The organism is Paenibacillus polymyxa M1, from assembly GCF_000237325.1.
Taxonomy (GTDB): domain Bacteria; phylum Bacillota; class Bacilli; order Paenibacillales; family Paenibacillaceae; genus Paenibacillus; species Paenibacillus polymyxa_C.
In genome coordinates this window covers 3,852,614-3,871,209 of record NC_017542.1, presented here as the reverse complement: position 1 = coordinate 3,871,209, position 18,596 = coordinate 3,852,614, and the positions used below count along the sequence as shown (strand labels likewise).

Below are 18,596 nucleotides of genomic sequence, written 5' to 3'. Positions count from 1 at the left end.
CGGCTCGTTTGCTGCTTTCGGGGCAGCTATGGGAAAAGGGGGATTGTGCATATGACAGCACGGTCAAGGCGCAGACAGGGAAGGAGTCTCCGAGGGATGAACGGAGAAGGGGCCGCCATAGCCTCAGAAAAGGGAATAGCAGGTAAACAGGCAGAGAAACTAAGTCGTGTGGAAAAGCTGGTGCAAGCTGTGTCAGAGCAGATGGAACGAACACGTATTGCGGATTACGCTTTGCTGCTGAATAAACCTTGGCGGTTGCTTTGGCTAAACCTAATATCAGGTGTTTCCCGAGGAATCGGCATTGCGCTAGGGTTTACTTTTTTTGCTGCTACCATTATTTATGTGCTGCAAGTGCTCGGAGCGTTGAATTTGCCGATTATCGGTGATTATATCGCTGATATTGTACGGATCGTACAGCGACAATTAGAGCTTACTACCTACTAGGCGTTTCACTTTAAAGCTTACGATTCGTCCTCGTGCAAATCTGGCTCCAGCAGACCTTCACCCTCGCCATCTTCTATATAACGCTGATAAATAGAACTACGGACAATGGATACATTTCTGCCATAAATGTCAGTAGCGACAAAGCTTTCATATGGCTCTACGAAGCCCATATTATCATCGCCGGCTTCGATTTCCATATCATCATAGCGATGGATTTCTCCACTTTCCGCCATGGCCGGAGTGTTAGAGGTCCCCCAATTTTCAACGATCTGCCAAGCATCTTCACCGTCAAAGCCGTTTTGTTCTTCACGCTCATCCAGGCTTGTTCTACCGAACGCGGGAGCGAGAAATTCTTCCTCCACCGGACGGTTGTTGGATACTTCTGTTTCAGGACTGTATTCTTTGCAATAAATGGTATAGGGAACAGCCAGCAGGCGTTCATAGGGAATGGGCTTACCGCTGGCGGCGCAAATGCCATAGGTCCCCTTGTCCATAGCCATCAAGGCTGATTTGATACGTTCCAATTGAAACTCGTCATGCTCCAGCAAGGAAATATCTTTAGCTCGCTCATAGGTTTCGGTAGCCAGATCGCCTGGATGGTTATCAATGGGAGAAAGCTCACCGGTTTGATCACGTTGAGAATCGCCGAGTCCATAATGGTCGTTGCTTTGCAACCGATGCTCAATTTCCTTTTTGCGTTCCAGCAGTTCGTTACGCAAGCCTTGTAATTGTTGCTCCGTCAATGGGGACATGCAATCCTCTCCTTGTTCTAGATTTACGTGCATGCGTTGTGTCAGGTATGCTCCTTGTAGTGTGCACCGGGAAGACCTCTTTTACATAGGAAATTCTAATCAAATGTGATCGAGTTCATTCCATTCAAGGACTGTGCTCGAAAGCCTGCAGGACTCGTGGACGATCTGAGAAGGCTTATGCTACAATAAATGGGTTCGACAACGGATATAAGCGGATCGGAGTGACGAAGGACTGTGATTTATTTTGGTATTGCGCTAATTATTTTTTTGATTGATCAGGGAGTCAAATATTTGGTGGCTACGCGGATGGAATTGTACGAGCAAATACCAGTCATCGGCAATTTCTTTTTAATTACCTCCCATCGTAATCGCGGAGCCGCTTTTGGGATTTTGGAAGGGCAACGCTGGCTTTTTATCGTGATCACAATTGTAGTAGTGATCGGTATCGTATGGTACCTAAGAAAAACAGTCAGAGCTGGGCAAAAACTACTTCCTGTTGCGCTAAGTTTGGTGCTTGGGGGAGCGGTTGGTAATTTTTTGGATCGGGCTATTTCTGGAGAAGTGGTTGATTTTGCACAGTTCAATTTTGGAAGCTACACATTCCCGATTTTTAATGTGGCAGATTCGGCAATTGTCATCGGTGTTGCACTGATTATTTTGGATACATTGCTGGAATCGCGTCGGGAAAAAGGGAATGGCAATGATAGCGTTGAAGGGAAGTCATAGCATGAACGAAGTGAATGAAAATGGCGAAGCCATAGGTCTGTCTTATGAGGACGAACTGGAGGGTGAATCTCTGGAATGGACGGCAGATTCAGGGAATGTCAAAACACGTATAGACAAATACATCGCCGAAGAAATGAAGGAAGTATCTCGTTCTCAAATTCAGCTGTGGATCGGGAATGGTCGCGTACTGGTGAACGGTACGGCGGTCAAAGCGAACTACAAGCTGGCTGAAGGAGATCATATTGTATTATCGGTACCTGAGCCAGAAAGTGTAGATATTATGCCGGAAAATATTCCGCTAGATGTTGTATACGAGGATTCGGACGTTATTGTCATTAACAAGCAACGTGGTCTAGTGGTGCATCCTGCACCAGGACACTCCTCGGGAACACTGGTCAACGCACTGATGTACCACTGCCATGACCTTTCCGGCATTAACGGGGAATTACGTCCCGGTATTGTTCACCGTATTGATAAGGATACATCAGGACTGCTGATGGCGGCTAAAAATGATCAGGCCCACGCATCACTTGCAGCACAGCTTAAGGATCATAGCGTGACTCGGAAATATATTGCATTGGTCCACGGTCATTTGAGCCACGATCAGGGAACCGTAGATGCTCCGATCGGTCGTGATTCAGGTGATCGTAAAATGTTCACGGTGACGGAACGCAACAGCAAGCATGCAGTTACCCATTTTCTCGTTATTGAACGGTTGGGGGATTATACCTTGCTTGAACTTCAATTGGAGACAGGGCGCACACATCAAATTCGTGTTCACATGAAATTCATTGGGCATCCATTGGTTGGCGACCCTATGTATGGACGCAGTAAAGGGGTTCGTATGGAGGGCCAAGCCCTGCATGCAGCGGTATTGGGATTTAAGCATCCAACCACAGGAGAATACTTGGAATTTAGCAGACCGATCCCTCCTGATATGGAGGACGTATTAACGTCCTTGCGTAGTCGCTAAAACAGCGATGAACTGCTTTTCTATTCAAAAACTTGAATAAATCATTAATTTAGACCGCCTAAATGGCGGTTTTTTTATTGTGAGACAAGGAATGGGTAAAAACAACTATGGATAATTATACAGATATGATGTATATTTATTAAAGTGCTTCCGGTGGTTCCGGTTGAACGGGTGTTGACACGAGATTTTCAATCTGTCATACTTCTTGTAGTTGCGATGAACTTTGTCCAAGAGATGGTTAGCCATCTCGCACTATAAGAAGCAGGACAAAGGAAATCCTGAATAGCACCTTTAAATCAGTCCCGTGAGGCTGGCAAGGTAACGTGAATGGATCACTGATCAGTGCATCCGCTGCGGCGGTATGTCTTCAGTGTGTCCGACAGATCGGAGAACAGTGGGAGACTGTTCATACGAGACTCCTTGCCAAACTTGGGCAAGGAGTCTTTTTTGTATCCGACACGGGACCAGGTCTGAAGGGAACATCACCTGAGGAGGCTGGAAGCATGAGTAATGAAACACATGTACTGATGGATGAAATTGCGATTCGTCGGGCATTAACGCGGATTGCACATGAAATTTTGGAGAAAAACAAGGGTATCGACGATTGCGTGCTAGTAGGTATTCGAACACGCGGAGTTCATCTGGCGCAGCGCTTGGCTGAAAAAATTGCTGAGATTGAAGGCGCACCGATTCCATGGGGAGAGCTGGATGTTACAGCCTACCGGGATGACCGGAGCAGCGTTGCCGAGGCTAAAGGAAATGGAAAAGAGCTTTTGATGAATCCTGCTGACGTATCGGTTCATGATAAGAAAGTCATTCTCTTTGACGATGTGCTGTACACAGGCCGCACCATTCGCGCGGCGATGGATGCATTGATGGACTGCGGACGACCGCAAATGATCCAGCTGGCTGTGCTAGCAGATCGCGGACACCGTGAGCTTCCGATTCGTCCGGATTACATCGGCAAGAACATCCCGACCTCCAAATCTGAGGAAATCGTAGTTGCACTTCAGGAGACGGACGGTAAGGACGAAGTGACGATCATTCAGAACCGGGGGGAATAGGTATGATCACAACAGCCAGTCAACTTAGAGAACGTAGCCTGCTCGGATTAAAAGAACTTAGCCGAAATGAAATTGAGTCGATTCTGGATCGTGCTCATTATTGGGAAACACAGCCGCAAAAGCTGATTCCAGTCCTACAGTCACGCTTCGCGGCCAACATGTTTTTTGAAAATAGTACACGCACACGCTTTTCTTTTGAAATGGCGGAGAAGCGGCTCGGCGCTCAGGTTTTGAACTTTTCCGCTGCGGCTTCCAGTGTGGAAAAAGGGGAGTCCATTTACGATACTGTACGTACGCTCGAATCCATGGGCATTGATGCTGGAGTCATCCGGTTAAAGCCAGCCGGAGTGCTGCAAGAGCTTGCTGAGAAGGTCAGTGTTCCGCTGGTTAATGCGGGAGACGGCAACAATGAGCATCCAACGCAGGCTTTACTGGACCTCTACACCATGCGCAAAACTTTCGGTGAGCTTAAAGGCTTGAGAGTATCCATCATAGGAGACATTTTGCACAGCCGTGTAGCTCGCTCGAATCTGTGGGCCTTGCAAAAATTCGGAGCCAAGGTTAGCTTCTGTGCACCGGACAATATGCAGGCACCTGAGCTTGCAACGTACGCGCCTTATGTGCCGATGCAAGAAGCTTTGCAGGCAGACGTGGTCATGATGCTGCGAGTCCAGCTTGAACGGCATGCTGAAGGAATGTTGCGCTCAGCGGATGAGTACCGAGAGCAGTACGGTCTGACAGAAGAAAGAGCAGCGAGCCTTAAGTCCGGAACAATTATCATGCACCCGGCTCCAGTGAATCGGAATGTGGAGATCGACAGTGCAGTTGTGGAAAGCGAGCAATCACGAATTTTTCCGCAAATGGCCAACGGGGTTCCGATCCGCATGGCGGTTATGGAACGGGCAATGAAGCTGTAGCAGCTGTCAGTAGGATCGTAGGAAAAAGTTGCAAAAAACCTGAGCGGAGGAATATTTCAGATGAAACAATTAATTATGAATGCAAGCGTATTGAACGAGCAGGGCGAGACGGAATTAAAATCCATCCTAATCGCTGACGGAAAAATTTTGGCTATCGCAAATGCGGAAGCCGGAGTTAGCCTCATTATGGAAGAAGGGGCATCTGGACAAGAGCTCGAAGTCGAAAAAATCGACGCCCAGGGAAAGCTGGTCATCCCCGGTCTAATCGACATGCATGTGCATCTGAGAGAACCTGGCTTTGAATATAAAGAAACAATTGAAACAGGCAGCCGCGCTGCGGTGAAAGGTGGATTTACGACGATTGCCTGCATGCCAAACACACGTCCGGTGACAGACAATGTAGACACGGTTCAGTTGGTACTGAAAAAGGGGCAGGAAGCTGGGCTCGCCAAAGTACTTCCTTACGCAGCCATCACGAAAAACGAACTGGGACGTGAGCTGACAGATTTTGAAGCGCTCAAAGAAGCAGGTGCCATCGGCTTTACTGATGACGGAGTCGGAGTGCAAAGTGCACAAATGATGAAGGATGCCATGTCACGAGCCAAAGCGCTGGATATGCCGGTCATTGCACACTGTGAAGATAACACGCTGGTTGTAGGAGCAGCAGTGACAGACGGTGAATTTGCCAAGCGTCACGGGCTCAAAGGCATACCCAACGAATCTGAGGCTATCCATGTTGGACGTGACATCCTGCTATCCGAGGCAACCGGGGCACATTATCATGTATGCCATGTCAGCACAGAGCAATCGGTGCGCTTGATCCGCCATGCCAAATCCTTTGGCATCAAGGTCACTGCTGAGGTATGCCCGCATCACTTGGTACTTTCCGATGAAGATATTCCTGGACTGGATGCCAACTGGAAAATGAATCCACCGCTTCGCTCCCCGCGTGATGTGCAGGCATGCATCGAAGGGTTGCAGGACGGCACAATTGATATCATCGTAACGGACCATGCAGCACACAGCGAGGAAGAGAAGGCAAAAGGGATGGAGCTGGCGCCATTTGGAATCGTCGGATTTGAAACAGCCTTTCCGCTGCTGTACACCAAATTCGTAGCTACCGGGCAATGGACGCTGGACTTTCTGGTGCGCCGTATGACGGCTGACCCAGCGCGTGTCTTCCGCCTTGATACGGGACGTATGGAAGAGGGAGCACCCGCTGACCTGACCATGATTGATCTGGAGCAGGAGCAGGCAGTTGATCCACAAACGTTTGCCAGCAAAGGACGCAACACTCCTTTTACAGGCTGGAAGCTCAAAGGCTGGCCGGTGAAAACTTGGGTAGACGGCAAACTGGTATGGTCTGCTGACGAAGCAAAATAATACACAACTAATTAAAAAAATAGAACCTTATAGCAGGAAACAAAATAGAGGAGTGAGACGGGATGCAGGCAAGATTGTTACTTCAGGACGGCACGCTGTTTACAGGCACATCATTTGGTGCGGAAGGTGAAAAAACAGGCGAAGTCGTTTTCAACACAGGGATTACAGGCTATCAAGAGGTGCTGACGGATCCCTCTTATTGCGGACAAATCGTAACCATGACTTACCCGCTAATTGGAAATTACGGAATTACTCGTGATGATTTTGAATCAGTACGGCCTTATGTACACGGCTTTGCTGTTCGACATTACGAGCCGGCGCCAAGTAACTGGCGTGCTCAATACAGCGTGGGCGATTTGCTGAAGGAATATGGCATCATTGGTATTAGCGACATCGACACCCGCATGCTCACCCGGATTATTCGCCATCATGGCACAATGAAGGGCATTTTGACGACTGGTTCCCAGCCGTTGGAAGAACTAAAAGAAATGATGTCCGACATGACCATAGAAGAACTGCGTAATCAGGTTCCTTTGACTTCTACTCCTCATCCGTACAGCAGCCCTGGCAACGGAGAACGGATTGTATTGATTGACTATGGTGCTAAAAGCGGCATCCTGCGCGAACTGAATAAACGAGACTGTGATGTGGTTGTCGTTCCACATGATACGACGGCCGAGGAAATTCGCCGCTTGGATCCGGACGGTATTCAGCTGTCCAACGGTCCTGGAGATCCAAAAGACGTACCGCATGCTGTACGTACGGTGGCTGAATTGCTAGGGGAATACCCGATTTTCGGAATTTGCTTGGGACACCAGTTGTTCGCCTTGGCTTCGGGAGCAGATACGGAAAAGCTGAAATTCGGACATCGCGGTGGTAACCATCCGGTGAAAGAACTGGAGAGCGGACGCTGCTTCATCACATCACAAAATCATGGCTACACAGTGAATGAGGAATCCATCCAAGGAACAGAACTTGAAGTGACGCATATTAACAACAACGATAAAACGATTGAGGGTCTTAAACATACTAAGTATCCCGCGTTTTCGGTGCAATACCATCCAGAGGCGGCGCCTGGTCCTTACGATAATGGCTACCTGTTTGACCGCTTCCTGGAAATGATCCGTGAACACAAAAGAAATCAACCAAAGCAACCGCGTCAGGCTGCTATCGCCGCCGCAGTGAGAGGAGAGCGCTAATATGCCGAAAAATACAGAACTTAAAAAAATACTCGTGATCGGTTCCGGTCCTATCGTCATTGGTCAGGCAGCAGAATTCGATTACGCTGGTACACAAGCTTGTCAAGCGCTCAAAGAAGAAGGCGTCGAGGTAGTACTGATCAACAGTAACCCGGCAACCATCATGACAGACACCAATATGGCAGATAAAGTATACATCGAGCCGATTACACTTGATTTTGTAACACAGATTATCCGCCAGGAACGTCCAGATGGTCTGCTTCCTACACTGGGAGGACAGACAGGTCTGAATATGGCAGTGGAACTGGCTCGCGCTGGGGTGTTGGAACGCGAAAATGTTAAGCTGCTGGGAACTCAACTGAATTCAATTGAAAAAGCCGAAGATCGGGACTTGTTCCGCGACCTGATGCGTGAGTTGGAACAGCCAGTACCGGAGAGCGTAATTGTAACAACACTGGAAGAGTCATTGGAATTTGCTAACGAAATCGGTTACCCCATTATCGTTCGTCCGGCTTATACGCTGGGAGGTACAGGCGGTGGGATTTGCGCCACAGAAGAAGAATTACGTGAAACAGTCAGCTCTGGCTTGCGCTACAGTCCAATCGGGCAATGCTTAGTGGAAAAAAGTATCGCAGGTATGAAGGAAGTCGAGTATGAAGTTATGCGTGACGGCAATGACAACTGCATCGTTGTCTGTAATATGGAGAACTTCGATCCGGTCGGCGTGCACACTGGCGACAGTATCGTCGTAGCACCGAGCCAGACACTGTCAGATCGTGAGTACCAAATGTTGCGCTCGGCTTCTCTGAAAATTATTCGCGCCCTCAATATCGAAGGCGGCTGTAATGTACAGTTTGCGCTGGATCCGCACAGCTATCAATACTACGTGATTGAGGTCAACCCACGGGTGAGTCGTTCCTCAGCACTGGCTTCCAAGGCGACAGGATATCCGATTGCCAAAATGGCGGCCAAAATTGCACTAGGCTACACACTGGATGAAATTGTGAATCCAGTAACGGGACAAACGTATGCTTGCTTTGAGCCGACATTGGATTACATCGTGAGTAAAATACCACGCTGGCCATTTGACAAGTTCATTTCTGCCAACCGCAAGCTTGGCACACAAATGAAAGCAACCGGTGAAGTCATGGCCATCGGACGTACATTTGAAGAATCTATCCATAAAGCGGTTCGTTCTCTGGAAATTGGTGTACATCGCCTGCATCTAAAGGGCGCCGATCAACTATCTGATGAGGTACTCAAAGAGCGTCTGGCTAAAGCAGATGATGAGCGCTTGTTCCTAGTAGCCGAGGCATTCCGTCGTGGCTGGAAACAACAGGACATTCAGGATGTAACCAAAATTGATTGGTGGTTCCTTGATAAGGTAGAGGGAATTGTTAAGTTCGAATCCATTATCGCTGGAGAGCCTGAGCTGTCCTCGGAAACACTTTATCAGGCCAAACGAAAAGGTTTTACCGACCGTTCCATTGCCGAGATTCGCAGTATGGGTCAACAGAAGAGTATGACAACCGAGCTTGAGGTTCGTGAATTCCGTCTAAATCAAAACCTGCGTCCTGTCTACAAAATGGTAGATACGTGCGCAGCCGAGTTTGAAGCCACAACTCCGTACTACTACTCCTCTTATGAGGTGGAAAACGAAGTCATTCCATCTAACAAAGAGAAAGTTATCGTACTCGGCTCAGGACCTATTCGGATCGGTCAAGGGATTGAATTTGACTACTCCACCGTGCACGCGGTATGGGCTATCCAAAAAGCAGGTTACGAAGCGGTAATTATCAATAACAATCCGGAGACCGTCTCTACAGACTTCAACACGTCGGACCGTCTCTACTTTGAGCCACTTTTCTTCGAAGATGTAATGAATGTCATTGAGCAGGAAAAACCGATTGGTGTTATCGTCCAGTTCGGCGGTCAAACGGCGATTAACCTTGCAGCTCCACTTAGCGCGGCAGGCGTGAATATTCTGGGTACGAGTCTGGAAAGTATCGATGAAGCAGAAGACCGGAAAAAGTTCGAACAGCTGCTGTCTCGCCTTGCTATCGCCCAGCCTAAAGGCAACACGGTCACGTCGGTAGATGAAGCGGTAGGAACTGCCCAAGCATTGGGGTATCCGGTTCTGGTACGTCCATCCTACGTCCTGGGCGGGCGTGCTATGGAAATTGTGTACTCAGATACGGAATTGCTGCGGTACATGGAAGAAGCGGTTAAAATCAATCCGGAACATCCTGTGCTCATCGACCGTTATATGTTGGGCAAAGAAGTTGAGGTTGACGCCATCTGTGACGGTGAAACGGTCCTGGTACCAGGGATTATGGAACATGTGGAACGGGCAGGGGTTCACTCAGGTGACTCGATCGCAGTATATCCGCCACAACACTTGTCTGACGAGCTGAAGAAAAAAGTCGTGGACATTACGATCAGCATCGCCAAGGAATTGAAAACGATTGGTCTGGTAAACATTCAGTTCGTCATTCATCAAGATGAAGTCTATGTCATCGAGGTTAACCCTCGTTCCTCACGGACAGTTCCTTTCTTGAGTAAAGTAACGAATATTCCGATGGCGAACCTGGCGACACAGGCCATTTTGGGCGGTAAGCTCAAAGATGCAGGCTATACAGATGGACTATGGCCTGAAAGTAATTATGTCTCGGTTAAGGTTCCTGTATTCTCCTTTGCCAAGCTGCGTCGTGTAGAGCCGACACTGGGGCCTGAAATGAAATCTACAGGTGAAGTTATGGGACGCGATATCCAGTACGCCAAAGCATTATACAAAGGACTCGTAGGTGCAGGTATGAAAATTCCATCTACTGGGGCGATCATCATCACAGTGGCGGATAAGGATAAAGAAGAAGCTGTCGAGCTGATGCAGGGCTTTTACAGATTAGGCTACAAAATTATTGCTACAGGTGGAACGGCAGCAGCCTTGGAACAGGCCAACATTCCAGTGAACACTGTTAACAAGCTAAGTGAGGGCAATCCGAATATTTTGGATATGATCCGCACAGGTGAAGCCAACTTCGTCTTCAACACGCTGACCAAAGGCAAAACACCAGAGCGTGACGGATTCCGCATCCGCCGTGAAGCAGTTGAGAACGGTATTGTCTGCATGACCTCGCTGGATACAGTGCGCGCTCTGTTAAAAATGCTAGAGACGATTAACTTCACATCCGAATCGATGCCAGTTCTGAGCAACTAACAAGTTATGAATAGATGAGAAAAATAAGTGGTAATGGGAAGGACATTCATCAGCTTTTGCTGACGGATGTCCTTTATCACGGGCAAATATACCCGAATTGATGTGAGAAGGGGCGGTAGAACGGTGAACGAAGCATTTCAGCAGATGGCAGGACGGCTGATGGTTGCGCTAGATTACCCGGATGCACAACAGGCAGAGCAGTTAATTCGGCAGCTGGAGGGAATTCCTTGTTATATAAAAGTGGGTATGCAGCTGTTTTATAGCGCAGGGCCAGCTTTTGTAAAACAATTAAAATCAAGAGGATACTCCGTATTTCTGGATTTGAAAATGCATGATATCCCTAACACGGTACGGGGAGGGGCAGAGAGCATTACCCGTCTAGGGGTGGATATGTTTAACGTACACGCTGCTGGAGGCCGCAGTATGATGTCGGCAGCCAGAGCCGGGGCCGAAGCAGCGATTTCCGCAGACAGCTCACTTACCATGCCGCTAATTATTGCAGTCACACAGCTGACCAGCACGGATCAGACGACCATGAATACGGAGTTAGGCATTCCTGGCACAGTACAGGATGCTGTTGTTCGTTATGCACAATTGACGCGTGAGGCTGGATTGGACGGTGTGGTCGCATCTCCATTAGAAGTGCCTGCGATTCGTGCGGTATGCGGATCTGACTTTAAAACCATAACCCCTGGCATACGCCCGGCTGGCAGCGCTACAGGTGATCAGTCGCGTGTGCTAACACCTGAACAAGCCATTGCCCAGGGCAGCAGCTACATTGTCGTTGGACGGCCGATCACGGCAGCATCAGACCCACGCGCCGCAGCGAAACATATTATTGAGGAGATGATACAAGTATGACTACACTACACAATATACCAGAGCAAATTGCATCCCATCTGTTACGCATTCAGGCAGTAGCACTGCGTCCACAGCAGCCTTTTACATGGACATCAGGCATTAAATCCCCTATCTACTGTGACAATCGCTTGACCATGTCCTACCCGGAGGTGCGTGAACTAATCGCAGACTCTTTTGCGGCTATCATCCGCGAACAATACCCTGAAACCGAGGTTATTGCCGGCACAGCCACAGCAGGGATTCCTCATGCCGCCTGGGTGGCGCAAAAGCTAAATCTGCCGATGGCTTATGTCAGAGATAAAGCCAAAGGACACGGGAAAGAGAATCAAATCGAAGGCCGCATCAGCGCTGGACAAAAGGTTATGGTTATCGAAGACCTCATCTCTACCGGGGGAAGCTCCATTAAAGCAGCACAGGCAGTAGAGCAAGCAGGCGCTCAGCCGTTAGCTGTACTGGCTATTTTCAGCTATCAGCTGGACAAAGCCACTCAAGCTTTTGAAGAAGCAGGAGTGAAGCTGCAGACCTTGTCCAATTACACTGCCTTGATGGAGGTTGCCTTGCGTGAAGGAACCATCCAGGAGGAAGAGATGGAACTGCTACGTTCCTGGCGTCAGGACCCGGCTTCCTTCGGCAAATAAGGCTGAGTATTAGAGATAATGGAGCTAATAAGTAGTGCGTCACAGACTCATTGCGATCCAGTCCAGACTGTTAGAAATCAAGCTGTGTAAATCGAATTCGATCCGGTTACACTAACTCCTACTATCATGGGAAAAGAGGGAGTTCGGATGTATTGGGTTTACTACGGCAGACTGTACACGACTAAATTTCAGGCAGGATGTTTGGCAAAAAGGCTGGAGCATGACGGATGGATGTACGGCTACAATGATCCCCGCGCAGTGGAGGTGTACCGCTCGCGCAAAGGTCGTTATGGTGTCCGATTTATTCCATAGGTTTACAAAAATAATTTTCAAAAAGAAAATTTCTAAAAACTATTGACGAAACACAAGAAAATGTTGTATATTAATTAACGTTGCTGTTACGAATATGTAACGTGAATATACATGTTTTTTTGAGGGCCCTTAGCTCAGTTGGTTAGAGCGGTCGGCTCATAACCGATTGGTCGGGGGTTCGAGTCCCTCAGGGCCCATTTCCTCAAAAACCCTTGCTACGCAAGGGTTTTTTTGTTGTTTATAGAGGGTGAGAAAATGGAGGGAAGTAGCATTTAAAAGGGAGCGATTAAAATTTGCTAACGTATTTGCTAACGTGAATTTATTTTCGAGGTTTATCGTCCTTACTAAGCTGCGTCACAAATGGTAAATCTGCAGGTAAAAAATCATATTGGAGTATTGTTTCTTTGTTGACCCAACGTAATTGATCATGATCTATTAATTGAATTTCACCAGATACCCACGTTGCCCAAAATACAATTAATTTTATTGAACCATGACCATATGAATAAACAGACTCTCCAAACTGTTGACCAACCTCAATATCAATTCCAAGTTCTTCTTTGATCTCGCGTTTAACACATTCTTCAAGTGTTTCATCGATTTCAAGCTTTCCACCAGGAAACTCCCACTTACCAGCATGTTTGTTGTCGGGGCCCCGTCTGGTGATTAAAAATTCGCCATCATTGTGAATAATGGCCGCCGTAACTAATTTCATCGCCGACACCTCTACATAATAATACAAAACTTTTTATCAAATTTTAAAGATATGTTCACGGTGGTATTTTACATAATGCTTATGGCCTTCCAGTAAAGTGATTTTCATTTGAGCTTCCACATTCATTAATAACTTACTTAGATCGTCGAGATAAGGAGAAATAAGTAGTGAACCATCATTATCAAAGCTGATATAGCCTCTGTCGTATAAAGTATCATGAGCTGGACAAAAGAGGAAACCATTATACTTGTCGAGCCTCTCCTTATTGTTAGAGTCGCGCCATGGTTTACTATGACTCGCTCTTAGAAAATTAATGTTATCGAGTCCACATAGTTTGCATTTCTTATCCAGTTTGATTAGTTCCTGTTTAAACTTGTCTTGTCCAACACGAGTTTGTACTAATTGTTCCCTGATTGTTTCTTCAGGTATTTGAGAAACATCATTTTCTACATCACCGATAATTTCATCTTCACTTTTAGCGACTAATTCTAAATCGGCAACTGTAATCCCAACTTTTGTGAAAAGAAAATTAGCAAGTTCCTCAGTTATCTGAAATAAATAGCCAGTGTTACCTCTCCCGGTTAAATTATATGGGGCATACTTTTTACCTTGTAAAGTAAGGATATCATTCATATAATTCTTATATTTAATTGGTGTCGAAATATCTCTATACTCGGCATCAACAATCCAACCATCCTGTTCCCAATTATCAACAGATACCAAAGAGTCCGGTTTCTTAGATTCTCGATAATTTTTTTTCGCAATGATGACTGAGTGCATGCGTCCCTTATAACTACTGAATATGATGTCTCCTTTTTTAACTGAAGTCATCGAAGTCCAGTGATGAAAGGTTTTACCGTCCTTATTTTTCTTTGGTGCCCATAAAAAGCCGCCATCATGCTCTTCACGATAAGTTTTATTCTGAAAAACAAAAAAGTATCTCATTTCTGATCCCCATTTATTAATTAGATATTGTTCTCTTTTTAATTCTACAATATCATATTAATTCCTTGGAATATGACGATATTCGACATTTTTTTTGTAACGAGAGCTTTAATCTAAGATTTTAGTTCGAGTTTTTTTCCACGTAATGATTTAATTCGGCTTAAATGCGATCTACAGCTTCATCTTGCATTGTAGGAAGTAGGTGAGAGTATCGCTCATTGAACATGGCAGGAGTCATCCCTAGTCTTTCAGCTGCTACTTTAGGGTTTATGCCTATACGTAAAAGAAAGGAAGCGTGTGTGTGTCGCAGGTCATGAAAGCGAATTTTCTTGACTCCAGCCTTGCGAACCAACACGTCCATACCCTCGGTGATACGCTTCGGCTTTATATATCCTCCCCATGGATAGCAGCAAACAAGGTCGTTATCCTCATAAGTTTCTCCATATTGTTTTTTGTGTTCTTTTATTTGCTCTTGTCTAAGTCTAAGATCATCAATAATCAATTGGAACAATTTCACGCGGCGAATGGAATCATTTGTCTTGGGGCGCTGTATAACCAATCCATTACGTGTCCAATTGGCGGTTTGAATGACCCGCAGTTCCTTTTGTTCAAAGTCAATATCGCTCCATCGCAATCCTAAAATTTCTCCACGTCGCATTCCCGTATAAACTGCAAGAGAAAATACAATAAAGTGAACATGATCACGAGAGGAGTCGAGAAATTGTGTGAATTCTTCAATAGTCCAAAACTGCATTTCCTTCTGTTCGTTTGCATTAACTTTATTACGCATTGATACTTTGCTCATTATGTCTTCGGAAAGCAATCCAGACTCTGTATATGCAAGTCGCAAGGCCCTTTTTAGCACACCATGAATATTCTTAACGTACTCTTTGGAGTAACTTTTACGTAGATCAGCGTAGAATGTTTTTATTATTCTAGGAGTCAAGCTTTGCAACCTGATTTTCCCCAAGACTGGTATAATTCTAGCTTCTATTATTGTTTTTTCTGTATCGAAAGACGTTGGTTTAAAATTGGGCTTAGCATGTGTCTCAAGATATTCTAGTAGAAATTCAGTGATAGTTATTTTTGAATCATCAGTATAAGTACCTTTTTCAATCTCAGCTATTTTCAAGTGACAAGCTTTCCAAGCTTCTTTTTCGCTTTTAAATCCACCTTTTGTTTTCTGTCGTCGCCCTCCTGTGAGTGGATCAGATGGAAGATCAATTATATAAGTCCACGTCTTTCCCCTTTGATAAACATGCCCTTTCATTGTGTGACCTCCGAATTATGTTTAATTTAGTTACGCTTTAAATTTATTTATTGGGATTACCTTTCGTTTTGAGTTGAGTCTTTGAAATGCAACAGCAATTTGAATTTTGGATTTCAGAAGTTCTACATTCTCTTGTTGGTAGTAGTAATCATCATGAAGCCGAGAAACGATTTGCTCAACTCGATCTACAGCGAGCTCTCGCGATACATGAAATTCATCTGCCAAAAGCCTTACATATTCGTCTTTGGTCATTTCTAAGGGCACAGGCAGGAGATAGTGGGGCATGGAAGCAATTAGGCTGAAATGCCAAGCCTGTGTCTCTTGCAAGTCCACAAAAAGACCAGGGAGATTTTCCTGATCTCCTTCGTGCCGCACGATATGTGAGAGTTCGTGAAAAAAGTCAGATCGTTGTTTTGGAATAGAGTCACTATTATTTAAGAAAATAACGCTATCTTCTTCGTTCCAGAAAGCATGAGGCTTACCTTCGTAATACACAATGTCTGCTCCCCACAAAGCTGCAATCTGATCAATATCTAATTCATGTGGATAGTTGATATCCAGTGTTTGGTATAAATCACATATCATAGTTCAGTTTCCGTAGGTCTGTAATATGGAATCATTTATCATCACCTATAAAATTGAGAATGTATGTTCGATTTTTATTTTAAAAGAAAAGCCTTTACAGGCTTTAGTTAAAAGTTATTTTATTCTTCTTAGTTCAGCAATATCTGCTTCCTGGGAAATAGATCGAACAGATAGGCGTTCAAGTATTTTCTGTTGTTCTTGCTGAATTTGAAGCATGGTTTGTTGGTTGCCTTTGAGGATAGATACATCCTCAGTTAATTCTTCTATTTTGGAGTTAGTTGTCCCTACAATTTGAATGAGTTGCTGAAGATGTTCACCATGACTCTTTTGAACGTTTTCTAAAGTACCAATACGATCATCCATGATTTGTAATTTATCAAGAATTTGATTTAGGATCTGTTTACTCATAAAAAATTCCTCCGTATCATTCGGTTTTATAATGACCAGGGAGTGGCACCGATTATTCTTTTTGTTCTTTTTCACGTTGTTTACGTTTCATTTCCCGCCAAGCTTGGATTGCCGCATCAGCAACTTCTTTTTCTTCCTCAGTCCAATCTTTACCGCCATTCATGTAAGCATGGCCTTCTGAAGGACCTTTAGATATCGAACGCCCCAAAAGGTAGTCCCCAGAAACCTCTAGTATATCAGCCAGTTTTGATAATGTCTGTGAATCAACATCTCTTTTTCCTGATTCATAATTACCATAAGCTTGACGAGTAATACCAAGCTTTGTGGCCATATCTTCATGTGTAAGTTTTTTCAAAATTCGCTCTTTTTTTAACCGATCCAAGCTGAGCATTCAATCACCTCTATAACAGGAGTATAAAGCAACTTTTTGTTGCGTAGTACCCAAGGAAACAAAAAGTTGCTTTTTCCTGTTGACAGAAACAAAATGTTGCTTATAATAAATAGTGTAAGGAAACGAAATGTTGCATAGGGGTGGTGAATATGACGAGAGAATGGCTGGTCAAACTTCGGAATGATGCTAATAAGACTCATGATGAAGTTGCAACAAAGGTTAAAATTAGTCGTCAATACTATGGAATGATTGAGTCGGGAATTAGAAATCCAAGTGTTGATCTTGCGAAAAAAATTGCTTCTTTTTTGGAATTTGAATGGACTCTTTTTTTTGCAGATAAAAGCAACGAAATGTTGCTCAATAAAATTACTAAGGAGGTGGGGTGATTCTTAACAGGATAATAGTCCATTTTGAGCTTCCTAAAGAAGGAATTATGCAATCAACTAATTATTTAAGGAGGTTCCTCGGTATGGCAAAAGCTTTGATGACTCCAACTACATTAGCAGAAGCACTCCGCTTGGCGGCTGATCTAGCAGAGAAAAATGAGGAGTTGGAGCGGCAACTTACAGAATTACGATTGAACCAAGAATATCCGGAAGTATTACGCCCAGCTCACATTATGAAACTCATGGGTTACAGCAAAGCAAAAGTAGCGGAGTTAACTAATCACCCGACGTTTCCACATCTGAATCGTGGAAGACGAAAAGGTGAAGCTGTTACTGTTCTTAAATCGGATTTTTACGAATGGCTGAAAGGCCATTAATAAAGCCATTATTTTGTCTGAATTATGCTTACATCTTGGTCAACTTTAACTGTGCTTCAAAGGGATGAAGCATCCGCAATATGGTACCAGTATGGCGGATTGAAGAATTCAACAGGGGGGAGTGAAGCTCTGATTACATATTACTCTGAGATACCAGGCCTGCCTATTCCAATCTGGAATAATTTACGGATTAGGGAAGGGGATGAATCCCAATATGAAATTTGGCGCCATTATGCAAGCATGTCGTGTGCGGGCAGGGCTCAGTCAGGAAGAGATGGCTGAGCTCCTAAACCGAACACAGAGCTGTATCAGCAAAATTGAAAATGACCATAAAATACCCGACATGACTACACTATTACGCTGGGTGGAAGTGACCGGAACAAGAGAAGTACTTGTGGCTTTTCTTTACGGAATGGATGGCCTACGGATGATACAAAACATTGTAACCATGATTGGAGGAACACGAACGATATGAGTACGATTCAAACACGAATCTATGAATTGAATCATTTTTGCAATTGGATTACAACCAATCCTGATCGTGTGGATGCTGATGTACGACCTGCTGCATTGGACTGGCTAAGTGGAGAAATTTCAAAGTTAGAGAAAAAGCAAAACGCCCGGCGGGTAGGCCGGACGCTTCGTGTAAGAGCCTGGTTAAAGTCTCTTGTGATAATAATTTTATCCTCTTTTTTTCCTGAACGCAAGGGGTGAAATAGGGATGACACAACAAACCGTGCTTGCCATTATTCAAAAATATGTCTCTACGACCAAGGCTCTACGAGCTAATACAGCTATGTTTACAGCAATGTTAGCGGAGCGTTCAGTTCAGGATGAAGCTCTCCAGCGGCTATGGCAAGAACGCGATGAGCTGTATGACCAATGGTATAACGCCGCAGTGTGTTTGCGGGGAATGCCTGAAGGAAATGCTGCACTCGCAATATATGAAATGGAACAACTGCAAGATATGTAATCCACGGTTTGTATGGACAGGCCTGTCGGCCTTGTCTTCGACCACCGGACGGGAAATTGA

23 protein-coding genes and 1 tRNA gene are annotated in these 18,596 nt (G+C 45.2%); 17 read left to right on the top strand and 7 right to left on the bottom strand.

Annotated features, from left to right (window positions below):
• Nucleotides 1-96: 96 nt before the first annotated feature.
• Complete coding sequence (locus PPM_RS17370) at nucleotides 97-444, top strand: DUF5665 domain-containing protein (protein ID WP_013372072.1); 348 nt, start codon at nucleotides 97-99, stop codon at nucleotides 442-444.
• A 17-nt stretch (nucleotides 445-461) separates the two neighbouring features.
• Here PPM_RS17370 and PPM_RS17365 read toward each other — a convergent pair whose 3' ends face one another.
• Nucleotides 462-1,196, bottom strand: coding sequence for a TraR/DksA C4-type zinc finger protein (locus tag PPM_RS17365; RefSeq protein WP_013372071.1), 735 nt, complete (start codon nucleotides 1,194-1,196; stop codon nucleotides 462-464).
• A 234-nt stretch (nucleotides 1,197-1,430) separates the two neighbouring features.
• Between PPM_RS17365 and lspA the strand changes: the two genes are divergently transcribed.
• The 11 genes from lspA to PPM_RS17315 all read left to right on the top strand — a co-directional run bounded on the left by lspA (nucleotide 1,431) and on the right by PPM_RS17315 (nucleotide 12,683).
• The gene (lspA, locus tag PPM_RS17360; RefSeq protein WP_013372070.1) at nucleotides 1,431-1,922 is read left to right on the top strand and encodes a signal peptidase II; all 492 of its coding nucleotides are present in this window, start codon (nucleotides 1,431-1,433) and stop codon (nucleotides 1,920-1,922) included.
• A 1-nt stretch (nucleotide 1,923) separates the two neighbouring features.
• On the top strand, nucleotides 1,924-2,895 hold the full coding sequence (locus tag PPM_RS17355; protein ID WP_013372069.1) for an RluA family pseudouridine synthase: 972 nt from the start codon (nucleotides 1,924-1,926) through the stop codon (nucleotides 2,893-2,895).
• Between the two features lie 503 nt (nucleotides 2,896-3,398).
• Complete coding sequence (gene pyrR, locus PPM_RS17350; RefSeq protein WP_013372067.1) at nucleotides 3,399-3,959, top strand: bifunctional pyr operon transcriptional regulator/uracil phosphoribosyltransferase PyrR; 561 nt, start codon at nucleotides 3,399-3,401, stop codon at nucleotides 3,957-3,959.
• Nucleotides 3,960-3,961: 2 nt separating this feature from the next.
• Nucleotides 3,962-4,876: an aspartate carbamoyltransferase catalytic subunit gene (locus PPM_RS17345; protein WP_013372066.1), complete on the top strand. Its 915-nt coding sequence runs from the start codon at nucleotides 3,962-3,964 to the stop codon at nucleotides 4,874-4,876.
• A 60-nt stretch (nucleotides 4,877-4,936) separates the two neighbouring features.
• Complete coding sequence (locus PPM_RS17340) at nucleotides 4,937-6,259, top strand: dihydroorotase (RefSeq protein WP_013372065.1); 1,323 nt, start codon at nucleotides 4,937-4,939, stop codon at nucleotides 6,257-6,259.
• Nucleotides 6,260-6,321: 62 nt separating this feature from the next.
• Nucleotides 6,322-7,458, top strand: a complete 1,137-nt coding sequence (carA, locus tag PPM_RS17335; protein WP_013372064.1) for a glutamine-hydrolyzing carbamoyl-phosphate synthase small subunit — start codon at nucleotides 6,322-6,324, stop codon at nucleotides 7,456-7,458.
• 1 nt (nucleotide 7,459) lies between these two features.
• On the top strand, nucleotides 7,460-10,675 hold the full coding sequence (gene carB / locus PPM_RS17330; RefSeq protein WP_013372063.1) for a carbamoyl-phosphate synthase large subunit: 3,216 nt from the start codon (nucleotides 7,460-7,462) through the stop codon (nucleotides 10,673-10,675).
• Nucleotides 10,676-10,741: 66 nt separating this feature from the next.
• The gene (gene pyrF, locus PPM_RS17325; protein ID WP_013372062.1) at nucleotides 10,742-11,536 is read left to right on the top strand and encodes an orotidine-5'-phosphate decarboxylase; all 795 of its coding nucleotides are present in this window, start codon (nucleotides 10,742-10,744) and stop codon (nucleotides 11,534-11,536) included.
• Complete coding sequence (pyrE, locus tag PPM_RS17320; RefSeq protein ID WP_013372061.1) at nucleotides 11,533-12,174, top strand: orotate phosphoribosyltransferase; 642 nt, start codon at nucleotides 11,533-11,535, stop codon at nucleotides 12,172-12,174. The genes pyrF and pyrE overlap by 4 nt, the downstream gene beginning before the upstream one ends.
• 147 nt (nucleotides 12,175-12,321) lie before the next feature.
• Nucleotides 12,322-12,486 carry a hypothetical protein gene (locus PPM_RS29680; RefSeq protein WP_010345444.1) on the top strand — a complete coding sequence of 55 codons (165 nt, stop codon included), beginning with the start codon at nucleotides 12,322-12,324 and terminating at the stop codon, nucleotides 12,484-12,486.
• Nucleotides 12,487-12,609: 123 nt separating this feature from the next.
• A tRNA-Ile gene (locus tag PPM_RS17315) sits at nucleotides 12,610-12,683 on the top strand.
• A 122-nt stretch (nucleotides 12,684-12,805) separates the two neighbouring features.
• Here PPM_RS17315 and PPM_RS17310 read toward each other — a convergent pair.
• The 6 genes from PPM_RS17310 to PPM_RS17285 form a co-directional block, all read right to left on the bottom strand.
• A complete protein-coding gene (locus PPM_RS17310; protein ID WP_013372059.1) occupies nucleotides 12,806-13,201 on the bottom strand; it encodes a (deoxy)nucleoside triphosphate pyrophosphohydrolase in 396 nt (131 codons plus the stop codon).
• A gap of 36 nt (nucleotides 13,202-13,237) precedes the next feature.
• Nucleotides 13,238-14,146, bottom strand: a complete 909-nt coding sequence (locus tag PPM_RS17305) for an HNH endonuclease (protein WP_013372058.1) — start codon at nucleotides 14,144-14,146, stop codon at nucleotides 13,238-13,240.
• Between the two features lie 160 nt (nucleotides 14,147-14,306).
• Nucleotides 14,307-15,416, bottom strand: a complete 1,110-nt coding sequence (locus tag PPM_RS17300; RefSeq protein ID WP_013372057.1) for a site-specific integrase — start codon at nucleotides 15,414-15,416, stop codon at nucleotides 14,307-14,309.
• Between the two features lie 30 nt (nucleotides 15,417-15,446).
• Entirely contained in the window at nucleotides 15,447-16,001 is a 555-nt protein-coding gene (locus PPM_RS17295) for an ImmA/IrrE family metallo-endopeptidase (protein ID WP_013372056.1), read from the bottom strand.
• Between the two features lie 114 nt (nucleotides 16,002-16,115).
• Nucleotides 16,116-16,409 (bottom strand): hypothetical protein, encoded by a 294-nt coding sequence (locus PPM_RS17290; protein ID WP_013372055.1) that lies wholly within the window; start codon nucleotides 16,407-16,409, stop codon nucleotides 16,116-16,118.
• 52 nt (nucleotides 16,410-16,461) lie between these two features.
• Nucleotides 16,462-16,800: a helix-turn-helix domain-containing protein gene (locus PPM_RS17285; RefSeq protein ID WP_013372054.1), complete on the bottom strand. Its 339-nt coding sequence runs from the start codon at nucleotides 16,798-16,800 to the stop codon at nucleotides 16,462-16,464.
• Nucleotides 16,801-16,949: 149 nt separating this feature from the next.
• Between PPM_RS17285 and PPM_RS17280 the strand changes: the two genes are divergently transcribed.
• The 5 genes from PPM_RS17280 to PPM_RS17260 all read left to right on the top strand — a co-directional run bounded on the left by PPM_RS17280 (nucleotide 16,950) and on the right by PPM_RS17260 (nucleotide 18,536).
• On the top strand, nucleotides 16,950-17,186 hold the full coding sequence (locus tag PPM_RS17280) for a helix-turn-helix transcriptional regulator (protein ID WP_013372053.1): 237 nt from the start codon (nucleotides 16,950-16,952) through the stop codon (nucleotides 17,184-17,186).
• An 83-nt stretch (nucleotides 17,187-17,269) separates the two neighbouring features.
• The gene (locus PPM_RS17275) at nucleotides 17,270-17,563 is read left to right on the top strand and encodes a hypothetical protein (protein ID WP_013372052.1); all 294 of its coding nucleotides are present in this window, start codon (nucleotides 17,270-17,272) and stop codon (nucleotides 17,561-17,563) included.
• A gap of 214 nt (nucleotides 17,564-17,777) precedes the next feature.
• Nucleotides 17,778-18,038 carry a helix-turn-helix domain-containing protein gene (locus tag PPM_RS17270; RefSeq protein WP_043886007.1) on the top strand — a complete coding sequence of 87 codons (261 nt, stop codon included), beginning with the start codon at nucleotides 17,778-17,780 and terminating at the stop codon, nucleotides 18,036-18,038.
• Nucleotides 18,035-18,277 (top strand): hypothetical protein, encoded by a 243-nt coding sequence (locus PPM_RS17265; RefSeq protein WP_013372050.1) that lies wholly within the window; start codon nucleotides 18,035-18,037, stop codon nucleotides 18,275-18,277. The genes PPM_RS17270 and PPM_RS17265 overlap by 4 nt, the downstream gene beginning before the upstream one ends.
• A gap of 7 nt (nucleotides 18,278-18,284) precedes the next feature.
• On the top strand, nucleotides 18,285-18,536 hold the full coding sequence (locus tag PPM_RS17260; RefSeq protein WP_013372049.1) for a hypothetical protein: 252 nt from the start codon (nucleotides 18,285-18,287) through the stop codon (nucleotides 18,534-18,536).
• Nucleotides 18,537-18,596 lie beyond the last annotated feature (60 nt).

Bases quoted from the DNA above. Each gene is read 5' to 3' on its own strand.
- pyrR (WP_013372067.1), top strand. From the start codon at position 3,399: ATGAGTAATGAAACACATGTACTGATGGATGAAATTGCGATTCGTCGG.
- PPM_RS17300 (WP_013372057.1), bottom strand. From the start codon at position 15,416: ATGAAAGGGCATGTTTATCAAAGGGGAAAGACGTGGACTTATATAATT.
- PPM_RS17310 (WP_013372059.1), bottom strand. From the start codon at position 13,201: ATGAAATTAGTTACGGCGGCCATTATTCACAATGATGGCGAATTTTTA.
- PPM_RS17355 (WP_013372069.1), top strand. From the start codon at position 1,924: ATGAACGAAGTGAATGAAAATGGCGAAGCCATAGGTCTGTCTTATGAG.
- PPM_RS17285 (WP_013372054.1), bottom strand. From the start codon at position 16,800: ATGCTCAGCTTGGATCGGTTAAAAAAAGAGCGAATTTTGAAAAAACTT.
- PPM_RS17265 (WP_013372050.1), top strand. From the start codon at position 18,035: ATGAGTACGATTCAAACACGAATCTATGAATTGAATCATTTTTGCAAT.
- PPM_RS17305 (WP_013372058.1), bottom strand. From the start codon at position 14,146: ATGAGATACTTTTTTGTTTTTCAGAATAAAACTTATCGTGAAGAGCAT.
- PPM_RS17345 (WP_013372066.1), top strand. From the start codon at position 3,962: ATGATCACAACAGCCAGTCAACTTAGAGAACGTAGCCTGCTCGGATTA.
- PPM_RS17290 (WP_013372055.1), bottom strand. From the start codon at position 16,409: ATGAGTAAACAGATCCTAAATCAAATTCTTGATAAATTACAAATCATG.
- PPM_RS17340 (WP_013372065.1), top strand. From the start codon at position 4,937: ATGAAACAATTAATTATGAATGCAAGCGTATTGAACGAGCAGGGCGAG.
- PPM_RS17270 (WP_043886007.1), top strand. From the start codon at position 17,778: ATGAAATTTGGCGCCATTATGCAAGCATGTCGTGTGCGGGCAGGGCTC.
- PPM_RS17260 (WP_013372049.1), top strand. From the start codon at position 18,285: ATGACACAACAAACCGTGCTTGCCATTATTCAAAAATATGTCTCTACG.
- PPM_RS17370 (WP_013372072.1), top strand. From the start codon at position 97: ATGAACGGAGAAGGGGCCGCCATAGCCTCAGAAAAGGGAATAGCAGGT.
- PPM_RS17365 (WP_013372071.1), bottom strand. From the start codon at position 1,196: ATGTCCCCATTGACGGAGCAACAATTACAAGGCTTGCGTAACGAACTG.
- carB (WP_013372063.1), top strand. From the start codon at position 7,460: ATGCCGAAAAATACAGAACTTAAAAAAATACTCGTGATCGGTTCCGGT.
- pyrF (WP_013372062.1), top strand. From the start codon at position 10,742: ATGTCCTTTATCACGGGCAAATATACCCGAATTGATGTGAGAAGGGGC.
- PPM_RS29680 (WP_010345444.1), top strand. From the start codon at position 12,322: ATGTATTGGGTTTACTACGGCAGACTGTACACGACTAAATTTCAGGCA.
- PPM_RS17295 (WP_013372056.1), bottom strand. From the start codon at position 16,001: ATGATATGTGATTTATACCAAACACTGGATATCAACTATCCACATGAA.
- PPM_RS17280 (WP_013372053.1), top strand. From the start codon at position 16,950: ATGACGAGAGAATGGCTGGTCAAACTTCGGAATGATGCTAATAAGACT.
- PPM_RS17275 (WP_013372052.1), top strand. From the start codon at position 17,270: ATGGCAAAAGCTTTGATGACTCCAACTACATTAGCAGAAGCACTCCGC.
- pyrE (WP_013372061.1), top strand. From the start codon at position 11,533: ATGACTACACTACACAATATACCAGAGCAAATTGCATCCCATCTGTTA.
- carA (WP_013372064.1), top strand. From the start codon at position 6,322: ATGCAGGCAAGATTGTTACTTCAGGACGGCACGCTGTTTACAGGCACA.